Source organism: Streptomyces sp. NPDC049541, from assembly GCF_044465725.1.
In the GTDB taxonomy this organism is placed as follows: Bacteria; Actinomycetota; Actinomycetes; order Streptomycetales; family Streptomycetaceae; genus Streptomyces.
In genome coordinates this window covers 1-25204 of the sequence record NZ_JBITLY010000009.1, presented here as the reverse complement: position 1 = coordinate 25204, position 25204 = coordinate 1, and the positions used below count along the sequence as shown (strand labels likewise).

The following is a 25204-nucleotide window of genomic DNA, read 5'->3' as shown; positions in this document are numbered from 1 at the left end:
CTTGCGTAGTCATTCCTGCCTGTCCTCCGGATTCCGAATGTCGAAGTACTCCATCGTGACCCCACCGTACCTCTTGCGTTCGCGAGGTCCTTCCGCACCGACGTAACCACCCTCGATGTTCCCGTTGTTGGCTGCCTCGTTCGCTTCGGGATCGGTCTCGACCTTGGATTGCACCAAAACGTACTGAACGTTCCCCAGCTCGTAAGCCGCCTCCAACTTGTCGGCAATTGCCTTTTGTTCCGGGGTTCCTTCCTGCATGACCATGGTAATGGTTTCGAAGTACTCCCTGGTGCCCTGCATCACCTTCTGGCCGGTATGGCCGGTACGCGGACCGAGCTGGCCGGTGGGAGCCTTGGCTTCCACCACGATGTAATGACCGGGATGGTTCGGGTCTTCGTAGATCTGGTCGAACTGGTCGCTGCCGTTACCTGTCCGCGGTACGTCGACCAGCACGTACTCGGGGTGCTGGGTGGCCATCGCATGATGAAGCGCTGCCATCTCGCCATGGCTCTCACCGATGTCCCGCACCGCGGAATGCGTATCCGCGTAAACCCGCTTGGCGGCCTTGTATTCCTCTGAATCCTCGCCGTGGTCCTCTTTTGCCCGCAGCTTTTCGGCCTCGCTGATCCGGTCGGCCTGGAGCGTCCATTCCCGGTTGTTGGTCTCCGTGTCGAGGGCGGCAAGATTCTCGGGCGTGATGGTGCCCTCGTGGCGGCCCAGGCTGACGGGTGGATGAGTTTCCTCAGGCATGTAGTCGGGCTGTACCGGCGGCGGGACGTCGCTGGCCGCTATGAATTTGTCGGGGTCGTCGGGGTAATCGGGGTCCCGCTTGAGCTGCGGAAGCTCCCGGCCGTCGATCCTGTCGTCAAGGCGCAGACGCTGGCCGTCCTTGCGCCAGTACTTCCGGCGGTTCTCCCTGCTCTCATTGGCGAAGTCGACCATCCTGCGGATGAACGCCTTCTTGTCCTCACTGTTGTGAGCTGCGGGTTCGGCGGGCCCGTGTGGCGGGGAGGCGTCATCCGCACCGGATCGGGTGGTGTCCGCAGCGGCCCGCTCATCAGCGATGTCGCCGTACAGCGGCTTCTTCCCGTCGACGGAGTCCTTGACGTAGCGGGCCGCATCGGCGTTCCTGCCGTCCGGCGTGCTCTCGCGCGCGGGAACCGCGGAGTCCTTGGTCATGTCGCCGGGGCGGTCGCGGTGGCCGTCGGCAGGGGACCGGTCCGTGCCCTCGGGACGAAGGTGGTCCGAGTCGTCGGGCCGGTCCGCGTCGCGTGCCGCCGGCCGCTGGTCTTCGGCGTGATCGGGGTGCTTCCGGTCCGGCGTCGGATCGTTGTCCGGGCGCCGTGCGTCGGACCGGTCGCCGGGCCGCCGGTCGGTCTCCGGGCTCTTCCGCGGCGGGGTGCCTCTCTGCGGGTCCGAGGCGTGACGGTCCTGGACGCGGGGATCGGACGTACGCGGATCCTGCGCGCGTGGATCCCGCGCGCGAGGATCCGGGTTGTGGGGGCCGGACGCCCGCGGGTCCTGGGTTCTGGGATCCGCGGCGCGCGGGTCGGTGGTGCGCGGGTCCGCAGGCACGGTGGTCTGCTGAGGTGTGTGCCGGCCCGTGGTGGGGTCGTTCGGGGGGTGCGTCTCGGTCCGGGCGGGGGTGGCGGTCTTGTCCGGCGTGCCGTTGTCGGTGGCGTCGGACGTGGTGTGCGCGGATGGCCGCTGCTCAGCAGAGGAGTCGGGCCGGGACGGAGCTTCGGTCGTCGCGGTCGGCTGCTCTGCGTCCTTGCGGGGAGTGTGGTCCTGCTCGTGGGGACGCGTCGCCTCGCCCGGGTGCGCCTGCTGGTCCGGGGTGCTCGGTGTCTCGCTCCGGGGGCGGCCGTTCTGGTCGCCGTGCTCGCTGTTCGGCGGGGCCGTCGACGAGGTGTTCGGCTCGGCCGTCGACGGCTGGGCGGGGTCGGCGTCGGTCGAGGAGTCCTGGTCCGCCGGCACGGGAGCGTCGGTTCCCGTGTCGGTGTCGTCCTCCTGCTTCGGGGGGTCGGCCGAGACCTCGTTCTGCGGGGTCTGGCCGTTTTCCGGCTGCCCGTCGCTCTGTGCGTCGCCCGGCTGGGAGCCGTCGCCGTTCTCGTTCTGCGCATCGCCGCTCTGGCTCTCCGAGCCGTTCGTCTGCGGCTGGCTGGTGTCGATCGGGGTGCGGTCGGCGTCCAGCGGGATGTGCCACACGTGCGCCGCCTGGTCGATGTGCAGGGGCTGGCTGCTGACCTGGCCGCTCTGGGTGTCGACCCAGACGATGTTGCCGTTGTGGTTGACCACGTTGAAGGCGTGGCCGCCCCCGCCGGGCCAGTCGACCTGGACGATGGCGGCCGAGCCGGGGCCCGCCTGCCGGAGGGTGTTCGCGATGTTGTCGGCGGTGCCGGGGTCGCCGCCGGGACCGGCGTAGGTGTGGGCGGCGCCGGTCCAGCGGATCTGGTTGTCGTTCGCGTTGTCCTCGGGGGACCAGTAGTCCGGCTTGCCGTTCGCGTCGGTGTCCAGGGTGCGCGGCGCCGAGACCTGCGGGTTGCCGTACCAGGTCTCCAGGAACGAACGGGAGCAGTCGGCACAGTTGTTGCTGCGTCCGGGGACGCTGACGCCGCCGTCGTTCTGGAGCTGGGACCAGTTGCCCTCGAAGGGGTCGGGGAAGCGCTGCGGGGTGCCGTCCTCGTTGTGCGGCACCGCGTCGACCAGCGCCTGCTGATCGGCGGGGTCGGGCCCCGTCAGGCCTCCGGGGTGGTGGTCCAGGTCGGCACGGATGTCCTGGAGGCTGTCCTGCTGCGGGTGCTGCTGGTTGCCGGCGTCGCCCGGGGTGGCCTGGGGCGAGCCCGGTGCCGAGGGTGTGGCGGGGCCCGCGTGCGACGGTGCCGCCGGGGCGCCCGGGGTGCGGACGACGGTGTGGATCGGGACCGGCGTCACCTGCTGCTGGTGCTGTTGTTGCGGGTTGTTGGGCTGCGCGGCGGGCTGCGGCGGGGAGCCGGGCGGGCTGCCCGCAGGCTGTTGCGGCGGCCTGCCGGGGGTGGGGTCGGCGGTGCCCGGCCGGTTCTGGGACCCGGGAGTGCCGGGGGTGCCGGCGGGGCCGGACCGGCTCGAGGAGTCGGGCGTACGGCCGCTCGGCGCCGACGAGTCCGAGGTGCCGCTGCCCGGCGTCGAGGTGCGATCCGGACCGGAGCCGGTGGAGGGCGTCGTCGTGGAGCTGCCGGTGGACGGCGATGTGGTCCTGGAGGACGACGACTGGGCCGGGTTCTGGGGCGCGGTGCTCGGGTTCGAGTTCTGGCCCGAGGTGTTGCCGGTCGGGCCGGTGGTGCTGCTGCGAGGGTTGCTCGTCGGGTCCGTCGTGTTGGTACGAGTGCTGCCGCTCGGGTCCGCGGGGTTGCGGGGCGTGGTGCCGTCGCTCGGCCTTGTGCCGGGGCTGGTGCGGGGCGTGGTGCCGTCGCCCGGCCTCGTGTCCGTGGAGTTGCGTGGGGTGCTGCCGTCCCCCGGCCTCGTACCAGGCGTGTTCCTCGGCGTCGTGCCGTCCCCCGGTGTCGTGCTGCCGGGGGTGCGCTGGGGCGGTGTCCGCCCGTCCGGGGTGCCGGGAGTGCGGCCGTCCGGCGTACCGGGGCTGCGGCCGTCTCCCGTACCGGAGACACGAAGACCCGCACCACCGCCGACGCGACCGTCCGTCGTCGCTGACGCCGATGCCGACGCGGTCGTACCGGATCCTGAGGCCGAAGTGGTCTTCGCCGTACCGGAGTTGGGGGCAGGGCTGCTCGGGCTCGCGCCGGAGGGCGTGCTGCTGCCGGCCGCAACGCCGTGCTGCGAGCCGCCGCCGACCCCAGCCGCCGTGGAAGGCGCGACGGGCGACGTCGGTAGGCCGGAGCCGCCGTCCGCGCGGCCTCCGCCCGCACCGCCCGGGGAAGGATCACTGGTCGTCGGAGCAGCCGTGGGCGCCGCGGTGGTGTGGGTGGGGGTGCTGGCGGCCAGGCTGTCGATGTTGGTGCTGATGCCGCCGTGGCCGCCCGCCGACGTCGACGCAGACATCCCGCCTGACGGTGCGGAGGCCGACACGGAATGCACCGTCGGCGACGAGAGGCCGGACACGGGCGAGCCGCCGCCGGAGTGGGACGGGCCGGAGGTGCCCGGGCCGTCGGACGCACCCCCGGAGTCGGAGTGACCCGGCGACGCTCCGCCCGGCGAGGGATCGTCGAAGTCGGAGAGCGTCGGACCCGAGTGGGAGAGCGTCGGCCTCGGGGCCCCGGCGTCGGCCCCGGCCCCCGAGTCGGTGCCGGATCCGGAGCCCGCCCCCGAGTCGGATCCCGGCCCCGCTCCCAGATCCAGTCCGCCGATGCTGCTGCCGCCGGTGTCGGCGGATATCCCGCCACCGATGTTCGTGCCGACTCCGACGTCGCCGCCCGCACGTGTCGATGTCGAGGAGTCCGAGCCCGAGGAGTGCGAGCCGTCGGAGTCGGAGCCGGACGAGGACGAGTCGGAGGACGCGTTCGAACCGCCCTCACCGTCCGACGAGTTGGCCTCGCTCGAACTCCCCTCGTCGCCCGATGAGTTGGAGTCACCGTCCCCGTGCCCGCCCTCGGACCCCCCGCCGTGCCCGTCGATCCTGCTGTCGACGGCATGGTGGGCCCGGTGCCCGGCCTTCTCGCCCAGGCTGTCGCGGACGCCCTCGGCGAGGGTCTGCGGGGTCTGCTTGATGGCGTCCCAGGCGCCGTCCGCGCCGGCCTTGGCGGTCGCGCCGAGGTCGTAGCCCTCCTGGGCGCCGAAGCCGACGTTCACCGTCTGGCGGATCAGGTCGGTGATGATCGCCTCGATCATCGAGATCGCGGGCTCCTTCATCGCCTCGACGACCGCGTTGAGCAGCGCCTCCTTGAGTTCGTCGAGGAGGCGGCGCACGATCAGCCGGGTGAGCTGGGTCGCCCCCAGCGCGCCGACTTCGGAGAGGCCGAAGGTGAAGGGCGCCGCGGCCTGGGCGGCGGCGATCTCGATGGCCAGGGCGATCAGCTGGGCGATCACCGCCCACTTCGCGAGCTCGACGATGTAGGCGCAGGCCTCCATCACGTTCGCGATGAGGTAGGCGGCCTGGGCGGCGTTGGTGAGGTAGCCGTCGCCCTGTCCGCCGTCGAACTTCTTGTAGGTCTTGGTGAATGCGTCGATCGATTCGCCGGCGTTGTGGGCGACCACCTGCCCGGCGCTCAGGTTCGCCGTGGTGTGCAGTTCCGTGACGTCGTCGCCGAACTTCCGCCACAGCTTGGCCGAGTCCTTGAGCTTGTCCTCGTCCGCGGTCGGCCAGCGGTAGCCGAGCATCTCGAGAACCCACTCGAGCTCGTCCGGCAGCATCATCGACACAGCAGAAAGCACCCCCGTCAAACAACACGGCCGTACAACTCCCTCACGGTCAAGGGATGTCACACAGAAGTACAGCCGTTCGTAAAGTTTACGGATCACCCGTCCGCAACTTCAGGCCGTTGCTGTCACAAAACCGTTGCAGGTCCCCCGTCGGAGCGGGGCCCAGACAGGGGCTTGACGGGACGGGAGATACTTCGGGGGTCCGAGAGACGAGGGCAACGAGGAGAAGTGGCATGACGAGGGGATCCGAGAACTCACCGAACCCGCAGGGCACTTCGCCGGAGCGCGGGGTGCTGGACGAGGCGCTCGAACCGGAGCAGATCCGTTCCCTGAACTCCGCCCTGCGGGGGCTGTCCGAGAACGACGGCGTCGGCAAGGACCTGCAGGACGCCGCCAAGAAGCTGCTCTCCGGCCGCCTGGCCCTCCGCGACGCCCTGGACGACCCGGGGGTGGCGCGCGCCCTGGGCGGCGGCATGGCGTCGCTGCGCGGCCAGTGGGAGTCGCTCTCCGAGGAGGAGCGCGACCAGGTCAGGCACGGGGAGCCGCTTAACGGCGGTGCCCCTTCCTCGCCTTCGGGACGGTTCGAGGAGAGGGCCTCCGAGGACCGGTCCGCGCAGTCCGGGAAGAAGAGCCAGGGGCGGCACAGCGGCGGATTCTCGCTGTACTGAGCACCGGCTCGTCACCGGGTCATCAACGGCTGATCACCGGCGCTGCCCGCGGTAAGGACCGATGGCAGCGCCGCTCGGCCGCGGGGGTCTAGTCCCTCTGCTCGGCCGGCACCCCGCCGTTGTGCGGCGCCGGCTCCAGGTCGAACTCCCCGTCCCGCGCCCCGAGTACGAACGCCCGCCACTCCGCCTCGGTGTACCGCAGCACGGTGTCGGGGTCGAGGGAGGAGCGCATGGCCACCGCGCCCTCGGGCAGGTAGGCGATCTCGACGCGCTCCTCGTCCTGCTCGGTGCCGGGGGCGCAGTGCCACTCGACCCCCGAGATGTCGAGCGCGTACAGCTCGTCCCGCTCCCGCTCCTTGCGCGCCTTGATCTCGGCCGGAGTCTCGATCTCGTTGTTCCGTACCTCGGTCATGCTGCGGGGCCTCTTCCTGACATGTGACGACGAACTCGACTCACCCTACTTGCGCGGGTGCTGCCGCTGCCGCCGACTGCCGCAGATCGGGTGCGGATCAGGTGTTGTGCACCTTGGTGAACGTCCCCTGTGCTACACCGGGCGGGACCTTCACCTGGCCGTCGTACTCGGCGGTCGTCGCCTTCCACATGTCCAGCTGGTCGGCCTCGTTCTGCTCGTGCGCCACGCCCATCTTGGTGAAGGCGATGCCCATCCCCGCGAGCCGCTCCGCCAGGCTGCCCATCGACTGGTACATGCCGTCGCGCAGGCCCGTGTAGGCGACGCCGAACTTCTCGCCGATGTCGTCGTCACCCCACGGCGGGGTGCCGGTGCCCTCCAGCGCGGTCAGTCCGTCCTGCAGGGCCTTCACGGCCTTCGAGAAGTCCTGGCCGACCGTGTACATGTTGAAGCCCTCGGTCTTGAGGACCTTGGGATCGGAGTCCATGAAGTCAGACGACACAACTGCCCCCCCGTGGTCTGTCTTTTCCCGTCTCTTCTCTTGCAACGCCACCATAGCGGCCCCCACTGACACAAGGGGGGCGGCACCCGCGCGGGTACCGCCCCCCAGTGTCACAGCAGTCGCCACTCAGAACCGGGCCGGCAGCCAGCCCGTCTGGATCAGCTGTCCACCGCGTCGCCGCGTGTGGAAGTACCCGCGGCCGGGCGGCAGTTGGGATGCCGTGATGTTGCCGAGCAGCGCACCCTCGGAGCGGTCGCCGGAGAGCACCAGACCCTGGGCGCCGAGTTCACGCATCCGCTGCATCACGGGCTCGTACAGCGACCGGCTGGCGCCGCCCGAGGAGCGCGCGATGATGATGCGCAGACCGATGTCACGGGCGAACGGCAGGTACTCCAGGAGCGGGGCCAGCGGATTCACGCCGGTCGCCACCAGGTCGTAGTCGTCGACGATGACGAACGCGTCCGGGCTGCTGTACCAGGAGCGGTTGCGCAACTGCTCGGGCGTCACGTCCGGGCCGGGCATACGCCGGTGCATCGAGCCGGCGAGGCCCTCCAGCGTCTCGGTCAGGGCCGGCGCCGAGGCGCAGTACCGCGACAGGTGCGAGTCGGGCACACCCTCCAGGTGCGCACGCCGGTAGTCACCCATGACGATCTTCGCCTGGTCCGGCGTGTAGCGCTCGGTGATCTGCTTGACGAGCAGCCGCAGGATCGCGGACTTGCCGGACTCGCTCTCACCGAACACGATGAACAGCGGGTCCGACTCGAAGTCGACGAAGACCGGCGACAGCGACGACTCGTCGATGCCGATGGCGACACCGCGGTCCGGGTGCTCGAACCCCTTGGGCAGCCGGTCCGACGGCAGCATGGTGGGCAGCAGCCGTACGGCCGGAGCGTGGTTGCCCTGCCAGTTGTCGTTGATGCCGCGGATGAGGATCGACGTGGCCTCGGAGAGGTCCTCGGTCGTTGAGGAGCCGTCGACCCGCGGCAGCGCGGTCATGAAGTGCAGCTTTTCCTGCGTCAGACCACGGCCGGGCACCGCGGCCGGGACGTTCTGCGCGATCTTGCGGTCGACCTCGGACTCCGTCGGGTCGCCGAGCCTGAGCTCGATGCGGTTCTGCAGCATGTCCTTGAGTGCGGGCCGCACCTCGGTGTACCGGCTCGCGGTCAGGATCACATGCACACCGAAGCCGAGACCGCGCGTCGCGATCTCCGTGACGGTGGACTCCAGCAGCTCGTAGTCCGTCTTGAAGGTGGCCCAGCCGTCGATGACGAGGAAGACGTCGCCCCAGATCTGGTCGGGCAGATGGCCCGCGGCCCGGCGCTGCCGGTAGGTCTGGATCGAGTCGACGTTGTTCGCGCGGAAGTACTCCTCGCGCGCGTTGAGGATCCCCTCGACCTCGCTGACGGTACGGCGCACCTTCTCGGCGTCGAGACGGTTCGCGACCCCGCCGACGTGCGCCAGCTCCTCCATCGCGATCAGCGTGCCACCGCCGAAGTCCAGGCAGTAGAACTGCACTTCGGCCGGAGTGTGGGTGAGGGCGAACGAGGAGATCAGCGAACGCAGCAGCGTCGACTTGCCGGACTGCGGGCCGCCGACGAACAGACCGTGACCCGCGCCGCCGGAGAAGTCCCGGTACAGCACGTCGCGCCGCTGTTCGAACGGCTTGTCCACCAGGCCGACCGGCACATTGAGCCGGCCCAGCGCCGTGTAGTCGGGCGCGGTCAGACCGCGCTCCGGGTGGACGGCGAGCTGGGGGAGGAGCTGCTCCAGCGAGGGCGCCTCCTCCAGCGGGGGCAGCCACACCTGGTGGGCGGGCGGTCCCTGGTTGACCATCCGGCTGACGAGGACGTCCAGGACGGTGTCGGCGAGCGCGTCGTCCACCCGGTTGTCGGGCTCCGGCTCCTCGACCACCGGCTGCGGGGGCAGCGCCACGTGCTCCGCCGTGAACAGCGCGGGCCGCAGCTGCGTCGAGCGGTGCACCCGGGAGGGCCCCTCGCCGTGGTACGGCCCCGACACGTACGCCGCCTTGAAGCGGACCATGGTGTCGGTGTCGTAGCGCAGATAACCGGAACCGGGGATCGACGGCAGGTGGTAGGCGTCGGGGACACCGATCGCCGTACGCGACTCGGCGGCGGAGAAGGTCCGCAGACCGATCCGGTACGAGAGGTAGGTGTCCAGGCCGCGCAGCTTGCCCTCCTCGAGGCGCTGCGAGGCGAGGAGCAGATGGATGCCCAGCGAACGGCCGATCCGGCCGATCTGGATGAACATGTCGATGAAGTCGGGCTTGGCGGTGAGGAGTTCGGAGAACTCGTCGAGCACGATCACCAGCGACGCCATCGGTTCGAGGGCGGCGCCGGCGGCCCGGGCCTTCTCGTAGTCGTGCAGGTTGGCGTAGTTGCCCGCCGAGCGCAGCAGCTCCTGGCGGCGCTGCGTCTCACCCATGATCGAGTCGCGCATGCGGTCGACGAGGGTGAGGTCGTCGGCGAGGTTGGTGATGACGGCCGCGGTGTGCGGCATGTCCGCCATGCCCGCGAAGGTCGCGCCGCCCTTGAAGTCCGCGAGGATGAAGTTCAGCGTCTCCGAGGAGTGCGTCACCGCGAGACCGAGCACCAGCGTGCGCAGCACCTCGGACTTTCCGGAACCGGTCGCGCCGACGCACAGGCCGTGCGGGCCCATGCCTTCCTGCGAGGCCTCCTTGAGGTCCAGCATGACCGGCTCGCCGTTCTCGCCGACACCGATCGGCACCCGCAGCCGTTCGTGCAGTGTGCGCGGCCGCCAGGTGCGGGAGACGTCGACGGTGCCCGCGTCGCCGATGCCCATCAGGTCGGTGAAGTCCAGGTTGGAGAGCAGGGGTTCGCCCTCCTCCGCGGAACCGACCCGGAAGGGCGCCAACTGCCGGGCCAGGGACTCGGCCTGCTCCGGGCTGAGCACGTCGGCCTTGCCGGTGTACGCCGACTCGTGGCCGACGAACAGCTGCATCCGCTCCGGCTTCACATACGCCGTCAGACCGGCGCGCAGCTCCTCCTCCAGCTCCCCCGGAGCGATCTCCAGGAAGGTGACGCCCTGGAGCCCTTCGGAACTGGCGAGTTCGGAGTCCGGCGGCACGGTTCCGCCGTCGAGGACCACGATCAGATGCGGCTGGTCGTAGACGGGGGTCGCCTCACGGTTCCAGCGGGGCCGGTCGTCCAACTGGCCCGCCAGCGCCTCCTCCAGCTCCCCGAGGTCGTCGAAGAGGAGCCGGGCCGAGCCCGCTCCGTCCTTGGCCTTCGGGTGCTGGCTGTGCGGCAGCCACTTGATCCAGTCCCAGTCCGCCGCCGCGGACGGGTGTGCCACCACGGCGACCATCAGGTCTTCCGGCGAGTGCAGCGTCGCCAACTGGGAAATGGCCGCACGGGCGTTGCCGTAGACCGTGTCCGTGTCCCCGCAGATCGTCACGTGGTAGAAGGCGCGCAGCGAGATCGAGACCGGCAGGTCGTGCAGGCTGCCGTGGGCGTCGAGGAACGCCTTCATGGCCGCCGCGGTCAGCGGCTCCAGCTCCTCCTTGGGCGCCGTGTCCGGGGCCACCAGCGGCGTGTTCAGCTGCTGGACCCCGCGGCCGATCCGCACCGAGGCGAAGTCCGCGTCCGTCGGGCGCCGCTCCCACAGCCGCTTGCCGTCGGCCGCCACCGCCCACAGCTGCTCCGGGTCCGGGTGCTGGAAGAGCTGGCTGCGCCGCTGCAGTTCGGCCGTCTTGTGCACGTCCTTGCGGACCTGCTCCAGATAGCGGAAGTAGTCACGGCGGTCCTGCGCCATCCCCGCGCCGCCGCCCTGCCGGGACTTGGCGAACTGCGCGATGGCCATGGCCAGCGTCGAGGCGAGCATCAGCCCGCCGACCACCCTCATATAAGGGGGGAGGTTGGGCATGAAGAAGAAGCCGACGGAACCCAGCATGCCCATCATGGGCAGCAGGTTCATCAGCATGCTCTCGTCGCCCTCACGAGGGATCTCGGGGGGCGTCTCCAGTTTGACCTCGCCGTCCGGCACCACCGGGGGTGGTATCCGCGGTGGCCGTTTGATGATGACGACGCTCACCGATGCACTCATCCTTCGTGATTGAAACGTCCTGGCATCGACGCCCCCGTGTACCGCGACGTGTTCCCGTTCGCGTAGGCGTCGTTCGCGTTGGCGTCGATCCTACTGATGCCCCCGGTCAGCAGGAGAGCCAGGAGGATGGAGATGCGGAGGGGGTACGGGGAGAATTGAGGGAGGCAGCCCCAACACCCCGTAGGGCAAGGGATAGGGTGGCGCTTCGCGTCGTACGAACTGCATGAAGCAGCCTTGTCCAACAGGGGGAACACCAGGTGAGCACGGGGACTTCGACAGGTTTCTGCCGAATCACCATCGCAGCGCCGGACAGCCGAGTCGATGTCGCGCTGCCGGAGGACCTGCCGATCCAGGACCTCTTTCCTGAGATCATCAGGCTCTCGGGCCTGGTCCAGTCGGACACCAGTCTTGCCGGTTATCACCTGGTGACCCGCGAGGGTCAGGTGCTCGACGCGAGCCGTTCGTTGCTGGAGCACCGGGTCAGGGACGGCGAGGTGCTGTTGCTGCGGACCTTCGCCGACTCCCTCCCGCCGGCCGTCCACGACGACGTCGTGGACGCCATCGCCGCCGCGGTCAAGCAGGACATCCGCAGCTGGAACGACAACCTGATGCGGGTGGCCGGTCTGGTCGCCGGTTCGCTGCTGCTGGTCATGCTCGGCTTCGTCTTCTGGTTCGCGGACCCGGTCCGGCACGACATGCACGGCCTGCAGGGCATCCTGGCGGGCGTGACCGCCCTCGCCCTGACGGCGCTCGCCGGTGTAAGGGCCCGCGTGTACGACGACCGGGGTTCCGCCGTGGCGCTCGGCATCTCGGCGCTGCCGCACGCGCTCATCGCGGGCTCCGGCGTCCTCGCGCAGGGCGTGCACGAAGGCCCCGGAAGGCTCCAGTTCCTCGTCGGCTGCGTCGCCGTACTGCTGTTCTCCGTGGTGCTGATCATGCTGCTGCCACAGGGCGACGCCCCGTTCGTGGCCGCCGCGCTGGCCTCCGCGATCGGCACGCTCGCCGTGTTCTGCGGTGTGCTCACCGATGCGGCACCGCGGGAGATCGCCGCGGGCACCTCGGTGGTCGCCCTGGCGGTCGTCGGCTTCCTGCCCGGCTGGTCCGCCCGGTTCGCCAAGCTGCCGATCGGCTTCCGCAACCCCGAGGACCTCGCCCGGGCCCGCCGCGAGGGCCGCGAGGGCGACCTCGAGGCCGTCGACGTCCAGCGCATCGTCGCCCAGACCAGCCGCGGCCACGAACTGCTGCTCGGCCTGGTGGGCGGCTGCGCCGCCGTCATCGTCGGCGCGGGCGGCGCGGTGCTCGGCTTCAGCGACAGCGGCTGGGCCCAGCTGCTGGCCCTGTGCACCGGCCTCGCCGCGATGCTGCGGGCGCGTCTGTTCCGCTACACCGCCCAGGTCACCTGCCTGTTCGTGGCCGGTGTCATCACGCTCGGCCTGCTGGTCCTCGGCCTTGCGATCTCCCCGCCCGCCGACATCATCATCCAGCTGCTCCAGAACAACCACGGCCCGGTCAACGTACGGACCCTGTGGCTCGGCGCCTCGGTCGCGGCCGGAGTGCTGCTCCTGATCGCGATCGCCCTGATCGTGCCGCAGAAGGGCCTCTCCCCGTTCTGGGGCCGCATGCTCGACCTCGCGGACTCGCTGGTCCTGCTCTCCCTGGTCCCCGTCTGCCTGGCGGTCCTCGACGTCTACGGCAAGGTCCGCGGCGGCATCGGGAACTGAGACCCGCCCGGCGACAGACCTCGACGCCCCACACCCTGCACGCAGGGCGTGGGGCGTCGGCGTGAGCACGGCAACGGAATCCGCGCCCCCGGTCATGGCTGAACCCACAGGAAAGGGACCCACGCGTGAGCTTCGGCCCGCCCCCTCCCATGTACGCCCAGCCCGCCCCGCCCGTGCAGCCGCCACGGCCCGAGCACCGCCCGAAGTGGCCCCTGGCGCTGCTCGCACTCGTGCTGGTCGCGGCGCTCGGCACCGGCGGCTGGCTGCTGTGGGGCGCCGGCACCAAGACGTCGCACAAGCCGTCGGCCACCCGCCAAGGCCCCCTCGACATCCGGGAGACCGTCGAGAAGAAGCCCGCGAGTCCCACCGGAAAGATGGCCTTCCGCTTCTCCGTGGACGACCTGAGTCCGGGCGAGCACTACCAGATGCCCGGCATGTGGGCCACGGACAAGATCCTCGCCAAGGGCATCAACAAGACCGTCATCGGGCTGCGCATAGGCACCGACGCCGCCCCCGGCGACGAGAGGTGGAAGCTCCCCCTCGACGGCCCGATCTGCGGCTACACCCGGCACGTGACCAACGACCACCGCACCGCTGTCCTGTTCCGCGCCAACGACCGCGGCAACGCCTTCTGCAACCACGTGGCCTTCTTCGACCTCGACGACGGCCGTGAGATCTGGGACGCCGACTTCCCCGTCTCCGAACTGGGCGACGGCCACGGCATGGCCACGGGCGGCGACTCCCAGGACACCCCGAGCGTGACCCTGGTGCACGGCACGGTCGTGGTCACCTGGGGAGGCGGCACGGACGCGTACCGCATGAAGGACGGCACGCGCGCGTGGGAGACGATTTCCGCCGGCGTCTGCCAGGACATGGGCGCGGCGGGCGGCGGCGCCCTGCTGGTGCGCCAGCAGTGCTGGAACGACAAGGCCCCCGCCGACTCCACGGACGCCACCACCTACAAGGCACGCAAGGTGGACCCGGCGACCGGCAAGGTCCTGTGGACGTACTCCGCGGCGAAGGGCATCCGCGACCTGAACATCCCCTCCGCCGAGCCGCCCGTCCTCGCCGTCCAGGCCGGCGGGATCGGCATCTCCGAGATGCTCTCCCTCGACACCTCGGGCAGGCCCCGCGCCGTGATCCGCCTCCAGAACGGCACCTACGTCGGCGAGTGCTCGTACGACGACTTCCTGAACACCGAGGACTGCCCGACCATCGCCGTCGGCGCCGGCCAGGTCTTCCTGCGCAGCAAGGACTCGGGCGAGCTGATCAACTCCAACTGGATCATCGGCTTCGACCTGGCGACCGGGAAGACCACCAAGAAGTTCGACTCCGGCCCCGGCTCCCTGCTGTACCCGGTACGGATGAGCGGTGCCGAGCTCCTGGCCGTGCGTGTGACCGACCAGCACGTCATGCCGTCGGGACTGGTCGGCCTCGATCCGCACAAGGGCACGGAGAACCCGTACCTCTACTTCGACCTCCCCCAGGAGGCCGATCTGATGACGATGACGGACTACCACGACATCGTCGTCCAGGACGGCCGCATCTTCTTCGGCGTCAAGAAGGTCGACGGACCCGCCAAGGGGCAGCCCAGGTGGGTGTATCTCGTCCTGGGCATCGAGAGCATGGCCGTGAAGCAGTGGCCGTGAAACAGGCACCCCACCGGCTGGTACCCTGTGTGACGGCCGTTTGTGTACGCACCCCCGGAACCCCCGCAGGTTCACCTGCAGGACCTGGAGGCCGCGCCCAGCGGATCCCCGCCTCCCGAGTAACGGAAGCTCCCCCGAGACAAAGACCGGGGGCACTCGGTGGCATCCATGAAGACTACGAGGAGTACGAGTGTCGCTCGACGCCGCAGTGAAGAAGCAGATCATCTCCGAGTTCGGTACCAAGGACGGTGACACCGGCTCCCCCGAGGTCCAGGTCGCTCTGCTGTCCCGTCGGATCTCCGACCTGACCGAGCACCTCAAGACCCACAAGCACGACCACCACTCCCGTCGTGGTCTGCTGATCCTGGTCGGTCAGCGCCGCCGCCTGCTGCAGTACCTCGCCAAGAAGGACATCCAGCGCTTCCGTGCGCTGGTCGACCGCCTCGGCATCCGCCGTGGTGCGGCGGGCGCCAAGTAAGACGCCGTGCAGGGGGAGCGGTTCCCGAAGGGTCGGGACCGCTCCCTTTGCCGTACGTGCGGAAACGTCCGTACGCACGGAAACATGCGGAGTGTCACTGCCCCTTTGTAGTGTGGTAGCACAACGCAAGACGTACGACACAGCGAGAAGCGCACCTCGCCGCCGCCGGTCCTCGGTAGTGGCCCCCGGGGAAGTGAGCCCCGGGTGCTTCGATCGAAGACCGGCCCGCACCAGTGGAGCGCTTCTCCGTGACGGTCCTCCTGCCACACGGGCAGACAAGGACAAAAGACGAAAAGTATCGGAGAAAACGCTAGTGGAGAACGAGACCCACTACGCCGAGGCCGTTATCGACAACGGCTCCTTCGGCACCCGCACCATCCGCTTCGAGACGGGCCGCCTGGCCAAGCAGGCCGCCGGCTCCGCCGTGGCGTACCTGGACGACGACACCATGGTGCTGTCGGCCACCACCGCCTCCAAGAACCCCAAGGACCAGCTCGACTTCTTCCCCCTGACGGTGGACGTCGAGGAGCGGATGTACGCCGCCGGCAAGATCCCCGGCAGCTTCTTCCGCCGTGAGGGCCGCCCCTCCGAGGACGCGATCCTCACCTGCCGCCTCATCGACCGCCCGCTGCGCCCGTCCTTCAAGAAGGGCCTGCGCAACGAGATCCAGGTCGTCGCCACGATCATGGCGCTCAACCCCGACCACCTGTACGACGTCGTGGCGATCAACGCCGCGTCCGCGTCCACGCAGCTGGCCGGTCTGCCCTTCTCCGGCCCGATCGGCGGCGTCCGCGTCGCGCTGATCAACAACCAGTGGGTGGCCTTCCCGACGCACTCCGAGCTCGAGGACGCCGTCTTCGACATGGTCGTCGCGGGCCGCACCCTGGAGGACGGCGACGTCGCGATCATGATGGTCGAGGCCGAGGCCACCGAGAAGACCATCCAGCTGGTCAAGGGCGGCGCCGAGGCGCCGACCGAGGAGGTCGTCGCCGCCGGTCTGGACGCCGCGAAGCCCTTCATCAAGGTGCTCTGCAAGGCCCAGGCCGACCTCGCCGCGAAGGCCGCCAAGCCGACCGCCGAGTTCCCGATCTTCCTGGACTACCAGGACGACGTCCTCGAGGCCCTCACCGCCGCCGTCAAGCCGGAGCTCGCCTCCGCGCTGACCATCGCCGGCAAGCAGGAGCGTGAGGCCGAGCTGGACCGCGTCAAGGCGCTCGCCGCCGAGAAGCTCCTGCCGGAGTTCGAGGGCCGCGAGAAGGAGATCTCCGCCGCGTACCGCTCGCTGACCAAGACCCTGGTCCGTGAGCGCGTCATCAAGGAGAAGAAGCGCATCGACGGCCGCGGTGTCACCGACATCCGCACGCTGGCCGCCGAGGTCGAGGCCATCCCGCGGGTGCACGGCTCGGCGCTGTTCGAGCGTGGCGAGACCCAGATCCTGGGCGTCACCACCCTCAACATGCTCCGCATGGAGCAGCAGCTGGACACCCTCTCCCCGGTGACCCGCAAGCGCTACATGCACAACTACAACTTCCCGCCGTACTCCACCGGTGAGACCGGCCGCGTCGGCTCCCCGAAGCGCCGCGAGATCGGCCACGGCGCCCTCGCCGAACGCGCCCTCGTGCCGGTCCTGCCGACGCGCGAGGAGTTCCCGTACGCGATCCGTCAGGTCTCCGAGGCCCTCGGCTCCAACGGCTCGACGTCCATGGGCTCGGTCTGCGCCTCCACCATGTCGCTGCTGAACGCCGGTGTGCCGCTGAAGGCCCCCGTCGCCGGTATCGCCATGGGTCTCATCTCCCAGGAGATCGAGGGCGAGACGCACTACGTCACCCTCACCGACATCCTCGGTGCGGAGGACGCCTTCGGCGACATGGACTTCAAGGTCGCCGGAACCAAGGAGTTCGTGACCGCGCTCCAGCTGGACACCAAGCTGGACGGCATCCCGGCCTCCGTCCTGGCCGCGGCCCTCAAGCAGGCCCGTGACGCCCGCCTCCACATCCTCGACGTGATGATGGAAGCGATCGACACGCCGGACGAGATGTCCCCGAACGCCCCGCGGATCATCACCGTCAAGATCCCCGTGGACAAGATCGGTGAGGTCATCGGCCCCAAGGGCAAGATGATCAACCAGATCCAGGAGGACACCGGCGCCGAGATCACGATCGAGGACGACGGCACCATCTACATCGGTGCCTCCGACGGCCCGGCCGCCGAGGCCGCCCGCGCCACGATCAACGGCATCGCGAACCCGACCATGCCGGAGGTCGGCGAGCGCTACCTGGGCACCGTCGTGAAGACGACGACCTTCGGTGCGTTCGTGTCGCTGCTCCCGGGCAAGGACGGTCTGCTGCACATCTCGCAGATCCGCAAGCTCGCGGGCGGCAAGCGCGTGGAGAACGTCGAGGACGTCGTCGGCGTGGGCCAGAAGGTCCAGGTCGAGATCGCCGAGATCGACTCCCGCGGCAAGCTCTCCCTGATCCCGGTCATCGAGGGCGAAGAAGGCGACGACGACAAGAAGGACGACGGCGACAAGTGACGCCCCGTGGCTTCGAGGCGACGGCCCGCACCTCCTCGGAGGCGCGGGCCGTCGCCCGTACCCAAACCCTGATCAAGGGCGAGAACGGCATCGGCACGGTCCGCAAGACCACCCTCCCGGGCGGCCTGCGCATCGTCACCGAGACCCTGCCCTCGGTCCGCTCCGCGACCTTCGGCATCTGGGCGCACGTCGGCTCCCGCGACGAGACCCCGGCCCTGAACGGCGCCACGCACTACCTGGAGCACCTGCTCTTCAAGGGCACCTCCCGCCGCAGTGCGCTGGACATCTCCTCAGCCATCGACGCGGTCGGCGGCGAGATGAACGCGTTCACGGCGAAGGAGTACACGTGCTACTACGCACGCGTGCTCGACACCGACCTGCCGCTCGCCATCGACGTCGTCTGCGACATGCTCACGGGCTCCCTGATACTCGAGGAGGACGTCAACGTCGAGCGCGGCGCGATCCTCGAAGAGATCGCCATGACCGAGGACGACCCGGGCGACTGCGTGCACGACCTGTTCGCGCACACGATGTTCGGCGACAACCCCCTCGGCCGCCCCGTCCTCGGCACGGTCGACACCGTCAACGCCCTCACCGCGGACCGCATCCGCCGCTTCTACAAGAAGCACTACGACCCGACCCACCTGGTCGTGGCGGCCGCCGGCAACATCGACCACAACAAGGTCGTACGACAGGTCCGCGCGGCCTTCGAGAAGGCGGGCGCCTTCAAGAACGACGCGGCGGCCCCCATCGCCCCGCGCGACGGCAGCCGCACGATCCGCACCGCCGGCCGCGTGGAACTGCTCGGCCGCAAGACCGAACAGGCACATGTCGTCCTCGGCATGCCGGGCCTCGCCCGCACCGACGAGCGCCGCTGGGCCCTCGGCGTGCTCAACACGGCCCTCGGCGGCGGCATGTCGTCCCGCCTGTTCCAGGAAGTCCGCGAGAAGCGCGGTCTGGCCTACAGCGTGTACTCGTACACCTCGGGCTTCGCCGACTGCGGCCTGTTCGGCGTGTACGCCGGCTGCCGACCCTCGCAGGTCCACGACGTGCTGAAGATCTGCCGCGACGAACTCGACCACGTCGCCGAGCACGGCCTGTCCGACGACGAGATCGGCCGCGCCATCGGCCAGCTCCGGGGTTCGACGGTCCTGGGCCTGGAGGACACGGGCGCGCTGATGAACCGTATCGGCAAGAGCGAGCTGTGCTGGGGCGAGCAGATGTCCGTGGACGACATGCTGGCCCGGATAGCCTCGGTCACCCCGGACGACGTCCGCTCGGTGGCGCGCGACATCCTGGGACAGCGGCCCTCGCTGTCGGTCATCGGCCCGCTGAAGGACAAGCAGGCGTCCCGCCTGAACGAAGCGGTCGCGTAAGTCCTCTCCCGAAGGAAGCAAGAAGATGAGCAAGCTGCGCGTGGCGGTCCTCGGTGCCAAGGGCCGCATCGGCTCGGAGGCGGTACGGGCCGTCGAGGCGGCCGAGGACATGGAGCTGGTGGCCGCCCTCGGCCGCGGCGACAAGCTGGAGACACTGGCGGAGACCGGCGCCCAGGTCGCCGTCGAACTGACCACGCCGGCCTCGGTGATGGACAACCTCGAGTACTGCGTGAGCCACGGCATCCACGCGGTCGTCGGTACGACGGGCTGGACCGAGGAGCGCCTCGCGCAGCTGGGCGGCTGGCTGGCCGCCTCCCCGGAGACGGGCGTGCTGATCGCGCCGAACTTCTCCATCGGCGCCGTACTGACGATGAAGTTCGCGCAGATCGCGGCGCCCTACTTCGAGTCCGTCGAGGTCATCGAGCTGCACCACCCGAAGAAGGTCGACGCCCCCTCCGGGACCGCCACGCGCACGGCCCAGCTCATCGCCGAGGCGCGCCGCGCCGCCGGTACGGCCCCGGCGCCGGACGCCACGGAGACGGCCCTGGACGGCGCCCGCGGCGCCACCGTCGACGGAATCCCCGTCCACGCCGTCCGCCTGCGCGGTCTGCTCGCCCACCAGGAAGTCCTGCTCGGCGGCGAGGGCGAGACGCTGACCGTCCGGCACGACTCGCTCCACCACATCAGCTTCATGCCGGGCATCCTGCTCGGCGCCCGCCGCGTGGTGACCACCCCGGGCCTGACCTTCGGCCTGGAACACTTCCTGGACCTGGGCTGACACCGTCATGCGCGCCAAGCTGTCCTACGCCATAACGGCCGCCGTCCTGGTCTTCTACTTCGTCCTGGTCGGCAGCCGCGGCGTCATGCTCATCCAGTCCGGCACGGTCCTCACCGTCACCTTCGGCGTGGCGGTGCTGATCCTGCCGGTGATCGGCCTGTGGTTCCTGTGGAAGAACACCCAGTTCGTCCGCAAGGCCAACGCCCTCGCCGCCGAACTCGACGCCGAGGGCGGCCTGCCCGTCGACGAGCTCAAGCGCACCCCCGGCGGCCGTATCGACCGCGACTCGGCCGACGAGGTCTTCGCCAAGCGCAAGGCCGAGACGGAAGCGGCCCCCGACGACTGGCGCAGCTGGTTCCGCCTCGCCGTCGCCTACCACGACGCCCGCGACACCCCACGCGCCCGCAAGGCGATGCAACGCGCCATCGCCCTGCACGATGGAAGGCCCATCGAGGCGTAGCTGCGGGCAGTCGTGCCGCTGGGGCGACACGGGTGGGCGCAGCGGCACCTTTCAGCGAGCAGCACCCGACCCAACTCCCGGCCGCACCGGCACCCAGCGCCGTTCGGTCAGCTCCGCCTGTTCTCCGCCGCCCACGCCTCGATCGTGTCCGCGGCCCGGTCGAAGGACCCGGCCCGGGCGAGGAAGTCGACGCCGTGCGTGGTCAGCAGCACCGGCCCGTCCTGCTCCGGGCGGTCACGGCGTACGAGGACCAGCGCCTGCCCCTGCACCGTCCGCGGCAGCCCGAGCCAGCGCACCGGCTGCTGCACCGTCCGCAGGGCGGCGACCCGCTCCCACGGCGTCGTACGCGTACCGAAGAAGCCCACCTGGCGCAGCCCGCGCGCACTCACCCACACGCCCGCGCGCAGCAGCCTGAGGGAACCCGCGATGACGGCCAGCGCGACACCGAAGACCACACCGGCCTCGGAGGCCGAAGCGGTGAACGCGATGATGACCGCGGCGAACAGCACGAAGGAGGCGAGCAGCAGCCAAAGGGCCGCCACCCCCACACGCCACGGCCCGGGGCGGTAGGGCCGCCGCCAGCGGTCGCGGTCGTCGAAGGGCAGCGCGTCGTCCGCTGGCTCATAGGCACGGTCGGCCGTCAGGAAGGGCAGGGGCACGGCTGGTCCTCACTCAATCCATGCATGGGCTGTGCCCGGTGAGGTTATCCGCCTGTGTTCCTGCCCACCACTTGTGGGGTCCGGATGGAGTCAGTGCCCCTGGGAGGCCTGTGACTGCTGCGCCGGTGTGGCAGCGGGACTGGACAGCGCGGGCATACCGAGAACCAGCGAGCCGACCAGTCCGGCGACGATGGTGAGCCCGAGCAGCCAGCGTCCGGCTATCTGACCGGCGGACGCCCGCTCACGGGGCGGGGGAGCGACATTGCTGCGGAACCTGTCGGCTTCGGCGACGAAGGCGAACGGGACGGGTTCACGCCGACGGAACATGAGGTGAGCTTCTCCTCTCGGGATCGAACGAGTGACTGTCATCTACACAGACGGTCGAGTGCCCCAAAAGGTGCCCGGTTTCGCCAACTTCCTTCGGTCACGGCAGTGAACGTCCTGTTTGGTGGGCCGTAGAGTGGCGTCGCCAAGAGACAAGATGGGAAGGACCCCCCGAACCGTGACCTCCACCCCAGACGACGATTTCAAGATCGACTTGCGCAGTGATGTCACCGTCGAACTGGTCAAACACAGCGCGGCTGACTCCGATGTGCTGTTCGCGGCCCGGGTGTCGACCGTCGGGGAACAGTCCCTGGACGAGTTGAACAAGGACCCGGAGCGCTCCAAGGGCTTGATCAACTACCTCATGCGGGACCGGCACGGCAGTCCGTTCGAGCACAACTCGATGACCTTCTTCATCAGCGCCCCGATCTTCGTCTTCCGCGAGTTCATGCGGCACCGCGTCGGCTGGTCGTACAACGAGGAGTCCGGCCGCTACCGGGAGCTGCAGCCCGTCTTCTATGTCCCGGACAGCTCTCGGAAGCTGGTCCAGCAGGGCCGCCCCGGCAAGTACGTGTTCGTCGAGGGAACCCCCGAGCAGCACCAGCTCGTGGGGCAGGCCATGGAGGAGTCCTACCGGCAGGCGTACCGGACCTACCAGCAGATGCTCGCGCAGGGCGTCGCCCGCGAGGTCGCCCGGGCGGTCCTCCCGGTCGGCCTGTTCTCCTCCATGTACGCCACCTGCAACGCCCGCTCGCTGATGCACTTCCTCGGCCTGCGCACCCAGCACGAGCTGGCGAAGGTCCCGTCCTTCCCGCAGCGGGAGATCGAGATGGTCGGCGAGAAGATGGAGGCCGAGTGGGCCAGGCTCATGCCGCTCACCTACGCAGCCTTCAACGCGAACGGCCGTGTGGCGCCGTAGCGCACCGCCGTTCCCCGGTCGGGCAGCGCTGGACGGTCAGCCTCGTGAGGTGTCCGTATTGCGGCATTTGGAGAAGTTCATCTAGCCTGATCAAACGGACCCGGTACTGCTTGAACCCCCGAGCAGGCAGTACCGGGCTCCGCATTTGTCCGGACTTATCCCGCACCCCAAGGGCAGACCAGGCATTGAGCACCGAGTAGCGTGTTACCCATGGCTCCGACCTCGACTCCGCAGACCCCCTTCGGGCGGGTCCTCACCGCCATGGTCACGCCCTTCACGGCGGACGGCGCACTCGACCTCGACGGCGCGCAGCGGCTCGCCGCCCACCTGGTGGACGCAGGCAACGACGGCCTGATCGTCAACGGCACCACCGGCGAGTCCCCCACCACGAGTGACGCGGAGAAATCGGAGCTCGTACGAGCCGTACTGGAGGCGGTCGGTGACCGCGCCCACGTCGTGGCCGGCGTCGGCACCAACGACACCCACCACAGCATCGAGCTGGCCCGGGCCGCCGAGAAGGTGGGCGCGCACGGCCTCCTGGTCGTGACGCCGTACTACAACAAGCCCCCGCAGGAAGGCCTGTACCGGCACTTCACGGCCGTCGCCGACGCCGCCGAGCTGCCGGTCATGCTCTACGACATCCCCGGCCGCAGCGGCGTCCCGATCAACACCGAGACGCTGGTCCGGCTCGCGGAGCACCCGCGCATCGTCGCCAACAAGGACGCCAAGGGCGACCTCGGCCGCGCGAGCTGGGCCATCGCCCGTTCCGGGCTCGCCTGGTACTCCGGCGACGACATGCTGAACCTGCCGCTGCTCTCCGTGGGCGCGGTCGGCTTCGTCTCGGTCGTGGGTCACGTGGTCACTCCGGACCTGCGCGCCCTGGTCGAGGCGTTCGTCTCCGGCGACGTCCAGAAGGCCACCGAGATCCACCAGAAGCTGCTCCCGGTCTACACGGGCATGTTCCGCACTCAGGGCGTCATGACGACGAAGGCCGCCCTCGCCCTCCAGGGCCTGCCCGCGGGTCCCCTGCGCGCACCCATGGTGGGGTGCACGCCCGAAGAGATCGCCCAGCTCAAGATCGATCTTGCTGCGGGCGGGGTACAGCTCTAACACCAGACTTGGCACCACCACAGGCTTCACAACTGAATAGCGGGCCACCGGTGCCCGCACCCCACAACGACAACTGCTCATGCACGAACGTCATGCGCGCCACGTGCCCACCGGTACGTGGCGCGTGTGGTGAGGAGAGTCTTTTGAGTCATCCGCATCCTGAACTCGGCCCGCCCCCGCCGCTTCCCGAAGGCGGTCTGCGGGTCACCCCGCTCGGCGGTCTCGGCGAGATCGGCCGAAACATGACGGTCTTCGAGTACGGCGGCCGTCTTCTGATCGTCGACTGCGGCGTGCTCTTCCCCGAGGAGGAGCAGCCCGGGATCGACCTGATCCTGCCGGACTTCTCGTCCGTACGGGACCGCCTCGACGACATCGAGGGCATCGTGCTCACGCACGGCCACGAGGACCACATCGGCGGCGTCCCCTACCTCCTGCGCGAGAAGCCGGACATCCCGCTGATCGGCTCCAAGCTGACCCTCGCCCTCATCGAGGCGAAGCTCCAGGAGCACCGCATCCGCCCGTACACCCTCGAGGTGGCGGAGGGGAACCGCGAACGTGTCGGCCCCTTCGACTGCGAGTTCGTCGCGGTCAACCACTCCATCCCGGACGCCCTCGCCGTGGCCGTCCGCACGCCCGCGGGCATGGTGGTCCACACCGGCGACTTCAAGATGGACCAGCTCCCGCTGGACGGCCGCCTGACGGACCTCCACGCTTTCGCACGACTGAGCGAGGAGGGCATCGATCTCCTCCTCGCCGACTCGACGAACGCGGAGGTCCCCGGGTTCGTCCCGCCCGAGCGCGACATCTCGAACGTCCTGCGCCAGGTCTTCGCGAGCGCACGCAAGCGGATCATCGTGGCGAGCTTCGCCAGCCACGTCCACCGCATCCAGCAGATCCTGGACGCGGCCCACGAGTACGGCCGCCGGGTCGCCTTCGTCGGCCGCTCGATGGTCCGCAACATGGGCATCGCCCGGGATCTCGGCTACCTGAAGGTCCCACCGGGTCTGGTCGTCGATGTGAAGACACTCGACGACCTCCCCGACAGCGAGGTCGTGCTGGTCTGCACGGGCTCGCAGGGTGAGCCCATGGCAGCCCTGTCCCGCATGGCCAACCGTGACCACCAGATCCGCATCGTCGACGGCGACACGGTGATCCTGGCGTCGTCGCTGATCCCCGGCAACGAGAACGCGGTCTACCGCGTGATCAACGGCCTGACCCGCTGGGGCGCGAACGTGGTCCACAAGGGCAACGCGAAGGTCCACGTCTCGGGCCACGCGTCCGCGGGTGAGCTCCTGTACTTCTACAACATCTGCCGCCCGAAGAACCTGATGCCGGTCCACGGCGAATGGCGCCACCTGCGCGCCAACGCCGAACTGGGCGCCATGACCGGCGTCCCGCACGACCGCATCGTCATCGCCGAGGACGGCGTGGTCGTCGACCTCGTCGAGGGCAAGGCCAAGATCGCGGGCAAGGTCCAGGCGGGTTACGTCTACGTCGACGGGCTATCGGTCGGCGACGTGGGCGAGCCGGCGCTCAAGGACCGCAAGATCCTCGGTGACGAGGGCATCATCTCGGTCTTCCTCGTGGTGGACTCGTCCACCGGCAAGATCACGGGCGGCCCGCACATCCAGGCCCGCGGCTCGGGTATCGAGGACACGGCCTTCGGCGACGTGATCCCGAAGATCACCGAGGTGCTCGAACGCTCGGCCCAGGACGGGGTGGTGGAGCCGCACCAGCTGCAGCAACTCATCCGCCGCACCCTCGGCAAGTGGGTCTCCGACACGTATCGGCGCAGGCCAATGATCCTCCCGGTCGTGGTGGAGGTCTGACGGGCGTACGACCCCTCGTACGTGTGAACCCGGAGCGGGGCACCTCGATTTGCATCGGGGCGCCCCGCTCCAGTACGTTTACGGCTCCGCCAGAACGGGAACCCGGCCGCCTCGTGCGCCGGAACCAGTCCCCGATCGGGGCGGGAAATCCGACTCAGAATCTCTGATAAAGTCGGAACCGCCGGAAAGGGAAACGCGAGAGCGGGAACCTGGAAAGCGCCGAGGAAATCGGATCGGGAAACGGTCTGATAGAGTTGGAAACGCAAGACCGAAGGGAAGCGCCCGGAGGAAAGCCCGAGAGGGTGAGTACAAAGGAAGCGTCCGTTCCTTGAGAACTCAACAGCGTGCCAA

General features: G+C 69.5%; 17 protein-coding genes. 11 read left to right on the top strand and 6 right to left on the bottom strand.

The window, feature by feature from the left end; translation table 11 throughout:
• Window positions 1–9: 9 nt before the first annotated feature.
• Window positions 10–5349, bottom strand: coding sequence for a toxin glutamine deamidase domain-containing protein (locus ACIBW9_RS30075; RefSeq protein WP_398960184.1), 5340 nt, complete (start codon window positions 5347–5349; stop codon window positions 10–12).
• A 239-nt stretch (window positions 5350–5588) separates the two neighbouring features.
• On the opposite strand from ACIBW9_RS30075, the gene ACIBW9_RS30070 reads away from it, so the two are divergent.
• Window positions 5589–6023 carry a hypothetical protein gene (locus ACIBW9_RS30070; RefSeq protein ID WP_398960183.1) on the top strand — a complete coding sequence of 145 codons (435 nt, stop codon included), beginning with the start codon at window positions 5589–5591 and terminating at the stop codon, window positions 6021–6023.
• Window positions 6024–6111: 88 nt separating this feature from the next.
• Here ACIBW9_RS30070 and ACIBW9_RS30065 read toward each other — a convergent pair whose 3' ends face one another.
• The 3 genes from ACIBW9_RS30065 to eccCa form a co-directional block, all read right to left on the bottom strand.
• Entirely contained in the window at window positions 6112–6435 is a 324-nt protein-coding gene (locus ACIBW9_RS30065) for a DUF397 domain-containing protein (protein WP_398960182.1), read from the bottom strand.
• A 97-nt stretch (window positions 6436–6532) separates the two neighbouring features.
• Entirely contained in the window at window positions 6533–6919 is a 387-nt protein-coding gene (locus tag ACIBW9_RS30060; protein WP_398960181.1) for a hypothetical protein, read from the bottom strand.
• A gap of 141 nt (window positions 6920–7060) precedes the next feature.
• On the bottom strand, window positions 7061–11005 hold the full coding sequence (gene eccCa, locus ACIBW9_RS30055) for a type VII secretion protein EccCa (protein WP_398960180.1): 3945 nt from the start codon (window positions 11003–11005) through the stop codon (window positions 7061–7063).
• A gap of 269 nt (window positions 11006–11274) precedes the next feature.
• Between eccCa and eccD the strand changes: the two genes are divergently transcribed.
• The 7 genes from eccD (at window position 11275) to ACIBW9_RS30020 (ending at window position 20012) form a co-directional block, all read left to right on the top strand.
• Window positions 11275–12738 carry a type VII secretion integral membrane protein EccD gene (eccD, locus tag ACIBW9_RS30050; protein ID WP_398960179.1) on the top strand — a complete coding sequence of 488 codons (1464 nt, stop codon included), beginning with the start codon at window positions 11275–11277 and terminating at the stop codon, window positions 12736–12738.
• A gap of 125 nt (window positions 12739–12863) precedes the next feature.
• The gene (locus ACIBW9_RS30045; RefSeq protein WP_398960178.1) at window positions 12864–14387 is read left to right on the top strand and encodes a PQQ-binding-like beta-propeller repeat protein; all 1524 of its coding nucleotides are present in this window, start codon (window positions 12864–12866) and stop codon (window positions 14385–14387) included.
• Between the two features lie 190 nt (window positions 14388–14577).
• Window positions 14578–14865: a 30S ribosomal protein S15 gene (rpsO, locus tag ACIBW9_RS30040; protein ID WP_351323622.1), complete on the top strand. Its 288-nt coding sequence runs from the start codon at window positions 14578–14580 to the stop codon at window positions 14863–14865.
• Between the two features lie 313 nt (window positions 14866–15178).
• On the top strand, window positions 15179–17398 hold the full coding sequence (locus ACIBW9_RS30035; RefSeq protein WP_398960177.1) for a polyribonucleotide nucleotidyltransferase: 2220 nt from the start codon (window positions 15179–15181) through the stop codon (window positions 17396–17398).
• On the top strand, window positions 17395–18774 hold the full coding sequence (locus ACIBW9_RS30030; protein ID WP_398960176.1) for a M16 family metallopeptidase: 1380 nt from the start codon (window positions 17395–17397) through the stop codon (window positions 18772–18774). The genes ACIBW9_RS30035 and ACIBW9_RS30030 overlap by 4 nt, the downstream gene beginning before the upstream one ends.
• 25 nt (window positions 18775–18799) lie before the next feature.
• Window positions 18800–19552, top strand: a complete 753-nt coding sequence (gene dapB / locus ACIBW9_RS30025) for a 4-hydroxy-tetrahydrodipicolinate reductase (protein WP_398960175.1) — start codon at window positions 18800–18802, stop codon at window positions 19550–19552.
• A 7-nt stretch (window positions 19553–19559) separates the two neighbouring features.
• Window positions 19560–20012 (top strand): hypothetical protein, encoded by a 453-nt coding sequence (locus tag ACIBW9_RS30020; protein ID WP_398960174.1) that lies wholly within the window; start codon window positions 19560–19562, stop codon window positions 20010–20012.
• Between the two features lie 107 nt (window positions 20013–20119).
• On the opposite strand, the gene ACIBW9_RS30015 is transcribed toward ACIBW9_RS30020, so the two are convergent.
• Window positions 20120–20671 (bottom strand): PH domain-containing protein, encoded by a 552-nt coding sequence (locus tag ACIBW9_RS30015; protein ID WP_398960173.1) that lies wholly within the window; start codon window positions 20669–20671, stop codon window positions 20120–20122.
• Between the two features lie 90 nt (window positions 20672–20761).
• On the bottom strand, window positions 20762–20998 hold the full coding sequence (locus ACIBW9_RS30010) for a hypothetical protein (protein ID WP_398960172.1): 237 nt from the start codon (window positions 20996–20998) through the stop codon (window positions 20762–20764).
• 175 nt (window positions 20999–21173) lie between these two features.
• Here ACIBW9_RS30010 and thyX point away from each other — a divergent pair, with 175 nt between their 5' ends.
• The 3 genes from thyX to ACIBW9_RS29995 all read left to right on the top strand — a co-directional run bounded on the left by thyX (window position 21174) and on the right by ACIBW9_RS29995 (window position 24853).
• Window positions 21174–21914: an FAD-dependent thymidylate synthase gene (gene thyX / locus ACIBW9_RS30005; RefSeq protein WP_398960171.1), complete on the top strand. Its 741-nt coding sequence runs from the start codon at window positions 21174–21176 to the stop codon at window positions 21912–21914.
• 210 nt (window positions 21915–22124) lie between these two features.
• Window positions 22125–23024 (top strand): 4-hydroxy-tetrahydrodipicolinate synthase, encoded by a 900-nt coding sequence (dapA, locus tag ACIBW9_RS30000; protein WP_398960170.1) that lies wholly within the window; start codon window positions 22125–22127, stop codon window positions 23022–23024.
• 143 nt (window positions 23025–23167) lie between these two features.
• Window positions 23168–24853, top strand: a complete 1686-nt coding sequence (locus tag ACIBW9_RS29995; protein ID WP_398960169.1) for a ribonuclease J — start codon at window positions 23168–23170, stop codon at window positions 24851–24853.
• Window positions 24854–25204 lie beyond the last annotated feature (351 nt).

Excerpts from the sequence above, each read along its gene's own strand:
- ACIBW9_RS30075 (WP_398960184.1), bottom strand. The coding sequence starts at position 5,349 with ATGATGCTGCCGGACGAGCTCGAGTGGGTTCTCGAGATGCTCGGCTAC.
- ACIBW9_RS30070 (WP_398960183.1), top strand. The coding sequence starts at position 5,589 with ATGACGAGGGGATCCGAGAACTCACCGAACCCGCAGGGCACTTCGCCG.
- ACIBW9_RS30065 (WP_398960182.1), bottom strand. The coding sequence starts at position 6,435 with ATGACCGAGGTACGGAACAACGAGATCGAGACTCCGGCCGAGATCAAG.
- ACIBW9_RS30060 (WP_398960181.1), bottom strand. The coding sequence starts at position 6,919 with ATGGACTCCGATCCCAAGGTCCTCAAGACCGAGGGCTTCAACATGTAC.
- dapB (WP_398960175.1), top strand. The coding sequence starts at position 18,800 with ATGAGCAAGCTGCGCGTGGCGGTCCTCGGTGCCAAGGGCCGCATCGGC.
- ACIBW9_RS30020 (WP_398960174.1), top strand. The coding sequence starts at position 19,560 with ATGCGCGCCAAGCTGTCCTACGCCATAACGGCCGCCGTCCTGGTCTTC.
- ACIBW9_RS30010 (WP_398960172.1), bottom strand. The coding sequence starts at position 20,998 with ATGTTCCGTCGGCGTGAACCCGTCCCGTTCGCCTTCGTCGCCGAAGCC.
- dapA (WP_398960170.1), top strand. The coding sequence starts at position 22,125 with ATGGCTCCGACCTCGACTCCGCAGACCCCCTTCGGGCGGGTCCTCACC.